Annotated in this window: 4 protein-coding genes; all 4 read right to left on the reverse strand. The window is 42.3% G+C overall.

Annotation, left to right across the window (positions count from 1 at the left end; translation table 11 throughout):
• A partial coding sequence (locus ACESMA_RS21275) for an SIR2 family NAD-dependent protein deacylase (RefSeq protein ID WP_372950899.1) occupies positions 1–644 on the reverse strand: 644 nt, incomplete at its 3' end.
• Positions 645–721: 77 nt separating this feature from the next.
• On the reverse strand, positions 722–3,409 hold the full coding sequence (locus ACESMA_RS21280; RefSeq protein WP_372950900.1) for a GNAT family N-acetyltransferase: 2,688 nt from the start codon (positions 3,407–3,409) through the stop codon (positions 722–724).
• 369 nt (positions 3,410–3,778) lie between these two features.
• The gene (locus ACESMA_RS21285) at positions 3,779–5,107 is read right to left on the reverse strand and encodes an OFA family MFS transporter (protein WP_372950901.1); all 1,329 of its coding nucleotides are present in this window, start codon (positions 5,105–5,107) and stop codon (positions 3,779–3,781) included.
• Between the two features lie 74 nt (positions 5,108–5,181).
• Positions 5,182–5,472 (reverse strand): AMP-binding enzyme (locus ACESMA_RS21290; protein ID WP_411289416.1); only part of this gene is annotated, 291 nt, incomplete at its 5' end.

Here is a 5,472-nt window from a genome sequence, read left to right on the forward strand (position 1 = left end):
TTGATTTCGATGATTTTTGCCCCGGTTCTTTTTGCTCTTTCAGGAATTTCGGCAGCCGGCAGAACTTCGGCATTGGTACCAATAATTAGAAGAAGATCGGCTTTTTGTGCTTCCTCAAGCGAACGTTTTTTTGCAAACCAGGGAATAACTTCGTTAAAAAAAACCATGTCGGGTTTTAAAATTCCTTTGCAAACAAAACAGGTTGGCGGAAGAAAGTTCAGATCGGCAAAACTCATGTCATATTCGGAACCACATTCGGTGCAAACAAGTTGTTTATAAGTTCCGTGCAACTCATAAACATATTTGTTCCCGGCTTTTTGATGCAGGTGGTCGATGTTTTGTGTGATAATAGTTTCCAAAAAACTGCGTTTTTCCATTTTGGACAATACTTCATGCGCAACATTTGGTTCTGCGTCACCGAGTTTGTCGTAAAATATTTCTTTTATTTTTTTCCACGACTGTAATGGCTTTTTTTTGAAAAAATCAATTTCGAGAAAAATAGGATGGGTTGTGTTCCATAATCCGCCAACTCCTCTGAAAGGTGGAATGCCGCTTTCTACTGAAACTCCGGCGCCGGTAAAGGCTACCATGTATTTCGATTTCCGGATTAGTTTAACTGCTTCGTTGATTTTCCCGATATCCATTTATTTTGTTTATAAAACTCCCGGCTGACCAAAATCCGGTTGCCGGGAGTATAAACGTTACATCATTATAAAATTTATTATTCTGTCAGGTCCTTTCGAACCGAAACAGTTCCGTCTTCGTTAAACCTGATTTTGAAATTCAGTTTTCTGAAAACAGAAATCATGGGTTTGTTGTCGCGTGTTGTTTCCGCCACCAGCAGTTTAATATCCCTGATTTTTGCTATTTCCATACAGTATTGGGTAAGGATATACCCCAGTTCTTTTTTCTGCCATTTGTCGGTAATCAAAATAGCGTATTCCATTACTTCCACATCAGGATCTGCAATTAAACGGCCAACACCAATAAGTTTTTTCTGGCCTTCATCTTCCACTTCGGCCACAATGGCAATTTCGCGGTCGTAATCAATAAAACAGAATTGAGTTGCCACTTCGTGTGAATCGAAATAAAAATCGTAACGGAACCTGTGGTAAATCGATTCTTTTGAGCAACTTGCCAGTAAATCCAGCCACATCGGTTCATCTTCGGGTTTAATCGGACGAAGCAAAACCGGTGAACCATCTTTAAGTTCAGCAGTACTGATAAGGCTTTCCGGGTATGGGCGCAATATCAGGTGTGAGTATTCTTTTACCGGTTGTTTCATCACTTCCTCGTCCACCACAATTCGTGCATCCAGTGCAATTACATCTTTGGGTGTAACAATTAACGGGTTAATATCCAGTTCTTTTATTTCAGGATAATCTGCCGCGAGGTATGACATGCGGATGAGCACTTCCACCAGTTTTTCTATATTTTTACGAGGCGCTCCGCGATATCCTTCAAGCAGCGGGTAAATCTGAAGCGATTCAAGCATTTGCTGTGCCAGGCTTTCATTCAACGGAGGAAATTCCAGTCTTTTATCTTTAAAAAGTTCGGCGCTGGTTCCACCCATTCCAACGAGCATAACCGTACCAAACTCCGGATCTTTTTTCGTGCCAACAATTAATTCAACTGCGTCTTTGGTATCAACCATTATCTGAATGGTAACCCCTTCTATTTTGGCATCAGGACGTTTTTCAGCAGCGGTTTTTACCATATTTCTGAAGGTTGCCCGCACCATCTCATCATCTTTAATATTAAGCGCAACACCTCCGACGTCTGATTTGTGTGTAATGTCGGGCGAATAAATTTTCATCACAACCGGATATCCTTTTTTCTGTGCTATGGCAACAGCTTCATCTTCGGTTGCGGCAGGAGCCGGGTGGGTGGTGTCAATTCCGTAATCGTTTACCAGCATTTTGGAATCGTCTTCGTTCAGGATTTTTGCTTTCGGGAAAATTTCTTTTAAATATTTATCCCTCAAATCATTACGGTCATATTGGAACGAAACAGGTACCTCTTTTGGCGTTTCAAAAAGCATTTTAAGGTTTTTGGCATAATGCGAAAGTGTCATAAATGCACGAATTGCCTGCTCAGGAGTGGGGTAATTTGAAATTCCGGCACGGTTGAACACCTGTATTCCACCACGCATACTTGCCCCTCCCAGCCAGGCTGCCATAATTGTTTTAGAGGTTTTAGAGGCCATTTCAGCTATAGCTTCCGCAGTTTCGGTAGGGGCGGTCATTGCCTGTGGGGTAAGTAGCACGAGAACAGCATCCACATTTTTATCTTCCAAAACAATTTCAGTAGCTTTTGCAAAACGTTCGGGCGTTGCATCTCCCAAAACATCAACCGGGTTTCCGCGCGACCAGAACGGTGGAAGGTAGTCATTCAGTTTTTTCATGGTTTCTTCGGAGAGATTGACCAGTTTCCCTCCCCACGAGATGAGGGAGTCGGTGGCCATAACACCCGGGCCTCCGGCATTGGTGACTATAGCCAGCCTGTTTCCTTTGGGAATTCGTTTTCTGCCAACAAGGTCGGTAAAATCGAAAATATTCCCGAAATCATATACCCTTGCTAACCCTGCCCTGCGGAATACAGCATCGTATATGGAATCTTCGGAGGCAAGCGCTCCGGTGTGAGATGCCGCTGCTGCTGCCGATTCCGGGAAACGACCTGATTTGTAAACGATAATTGGTTTTTCACGCGAAAAGGCACGTGCAGCCGACATAAAATTGCGGGCATTCGAAAGAGATTCAACGTATAACACAATGGATTTGGTGCTGGGATCCTGACCAAAGTAGTCAATCAAATCTCCAAAATTTACGTCCATGCTGTTCCCAATGGAAACAAAATAGGAAAAACCGATGTGCGATTCGTAAGCCCAGTCGAGGACCGAGGTGCACAAGGCACCCGATTGTGAAATAAATGCCACATGACCTTTTTCAGGCATGCCATTGGCAAAACTCACGTTCATGCTTAGTCCGGGAACCAGAATTCCCAGACAGTTTGGCCCAATTACCCGCATATCGGGAAACTTCGCTTTTTCTGCTTTTACCTGGTCTTCCAGGATTTTCCCCTCCTTGCCGGCTTCTTTAAATCCTGCCGACATAATAATGATTCCGTGAATTCCAGCCTCGCCACACTCCCGAACAATTTGTGGAACATGCTTGGCTGCTGTCATTATAACGGCAAGGTCAGGAACCTTGGGTAAACTTTTTACATCAGGGTAACAGGGAATTCCAAATACTGCTTCCCGTTTTGGGTTTACCGGGTAAACTACCCCGTTGTATCCACCACCAACAAGGTTTCGAAGAGTGATTCCACCTACACTGTCAGGATTATTGGAAACACCGATTAACGCTATTCGTTTCGGTTTGAAAATACTGTCTAATTTCTTAATGGCCATTGGTATGTTTTTAAATAGTTGAACCTATATTTTGATTTCGTAAAGGTCGCAGAATTCGCCTATAAAAATCATGAAAAAAAATCAGGTTAGAAAATTTTACAAACTTTCTGTAGCATTTGTAAAATTGCTATGAAATTTTTTCATTATCAAAATGTTATACATGAAATAAGTGGCAAATTTTGTGATTGTATGTTTAAAAACAATCCTGTTTCTACCTGTTTCACAACATCAATTTTGGAAAATGTTTCGGATTTCCGGTTTTTTTGAAAAATCAAGCCCGGATAACTTACTTTTATCCGGGCTCTCAAAAATAACATTATGGCTTATTCAACTTTAAAGTAAATATTTAATAATAAATCTGTTTCCGTTTTACCTGACCGAAGTTTTTACTTCACCAATATTTTCTGATTCAGTTGTGAGGGTGGTTTTTGCCAAAGGTTTGGCTGCCGGTTTTACCAAAGCAATGGAAAGTACAGCCACAAAACATAGGATTCCGCAAATGGTAAATGCCAACGGAAAATTGTTCAGGTCTCCCAGCCTGCCTCCCATTACGGGCCCTAAAATTCCGCCAACAGCATACGCTAAAAACACCCAGCCATAGTTTTGTCCAACATATTTTGTTCCGAATGTGTCTGCCGTAATGGTGGGGAAAAGGGCAAAATTTCCACCAAAATTAAACCCGATTAATATGGCAAACAAGTAAAGGGTGTATTCGTTTTCGGCCATCCATTGAAAAAGGATTACAAACAATCCCTGGGTTGCCATCATAATAATGATGGAATTTTTTCGTCCGATTTTATCGCTTATTATTCCCCAAAGAATTCTTCCCAGGCCGTTAAACAATGCGAAAAAAACAGCCATGGCCAGGGTTGCAGCCGCTCCTGCAGCTTCAGGCGAAACGCCAGCTTTGGTGAGTGCTTCCTGAGGCCAGAGACGCATTAAACCGATGCTCATTAAACCGGCCGCGGCTCCAAAGGTAAAAGTAACCAGTATGAGGTAAAATTGCGGGGTTCGAAGCATTTCTCCACTGGTAAAATTGATGGTACCGGCTGAGTTTTTTTTCGTTGCCTCCGGCGGTACATATCCTTCCGGTACCCAACCCTCTGGTGGAAAAACCATCCAAATGCTGCCAATAGAAACCATTATCAGGTATGCAATTCCGTAAGCAATAAATGTTTTGGAAAGACCAATGCTGGCAAGTAATTCACCTCCTCCAAGTGGTCCAAGCCGGTCTGCTACTGCCATCCAAAGTGTGGCACCAAATCCAAATCCGGCAACTGCCAGTCCGGTAATCATTCCTTTTTTATCGGGGAACCAGCGCATGCCAACAGCGATTGGTACAACATAACCCAGACCAATGCCACTTCCGCCTAAAACTCCGACAAATAAAAGAGTTGTTATGAAATTTTCTGCTCCGAACAGGCCAGACAGAATATATCCCAATCCTAATACTATTCCTCCTGAAAATGCAAGTTTTCGTGGTCCCACTTTAGGCATCATTCGTCCGGCTAATACCATTACAATGGCAAATACAGCAAGGCCTGTGGAAAATACCATTTGAGTTTCTGCCCTGGACCATTCGGCCTCTACCAGCAATTTGGTGTAAACTGACCAGGCATAAATGGCGCCCAAAGCAAGTTGTATGAGAATTGCTCCAAGTACAACAAATCCCCGGTTAAACGATTTTTGGTTTTTCATTTTTTTTGGTTTTAAGAATGTTTTAAAAGAAAAAAAGACACCCCCGTTTCGAAGATGTCTTTTAAAATAATGATTTATCTTTTGACTTCTACTTTGGCGCCATTGATGATTTCTTCAACAACACCCGGGTCGAGCAGGGTAGAGGTATCACCAAGGTTGGTAGCGTCACCTTCACCAATTTTGCGTAAAATACGGCGCATAATTTTTCCCGACCGTGTTTTTGGCAGTCCGCTAACAACCTGAATTTTATCAGGTTTGGCAATTGGTCCGATAAATTTGGTAACCGTTGCCCTAATTTCATTTTCAATATTGGCCATTTCTTTATCAGAAAGATCTTCGCAAATAACGTAAGCATAAATGCCTGA

This window comes from Mariniphaga sp. (assembly GCF_041687215.1).
Taxonomy (GTDB): domain Bacteria; phylum Bacteroidota; class Bacteroidia; order Bacteroidales; family Prolixibacteraceae; genus Mariniphaga.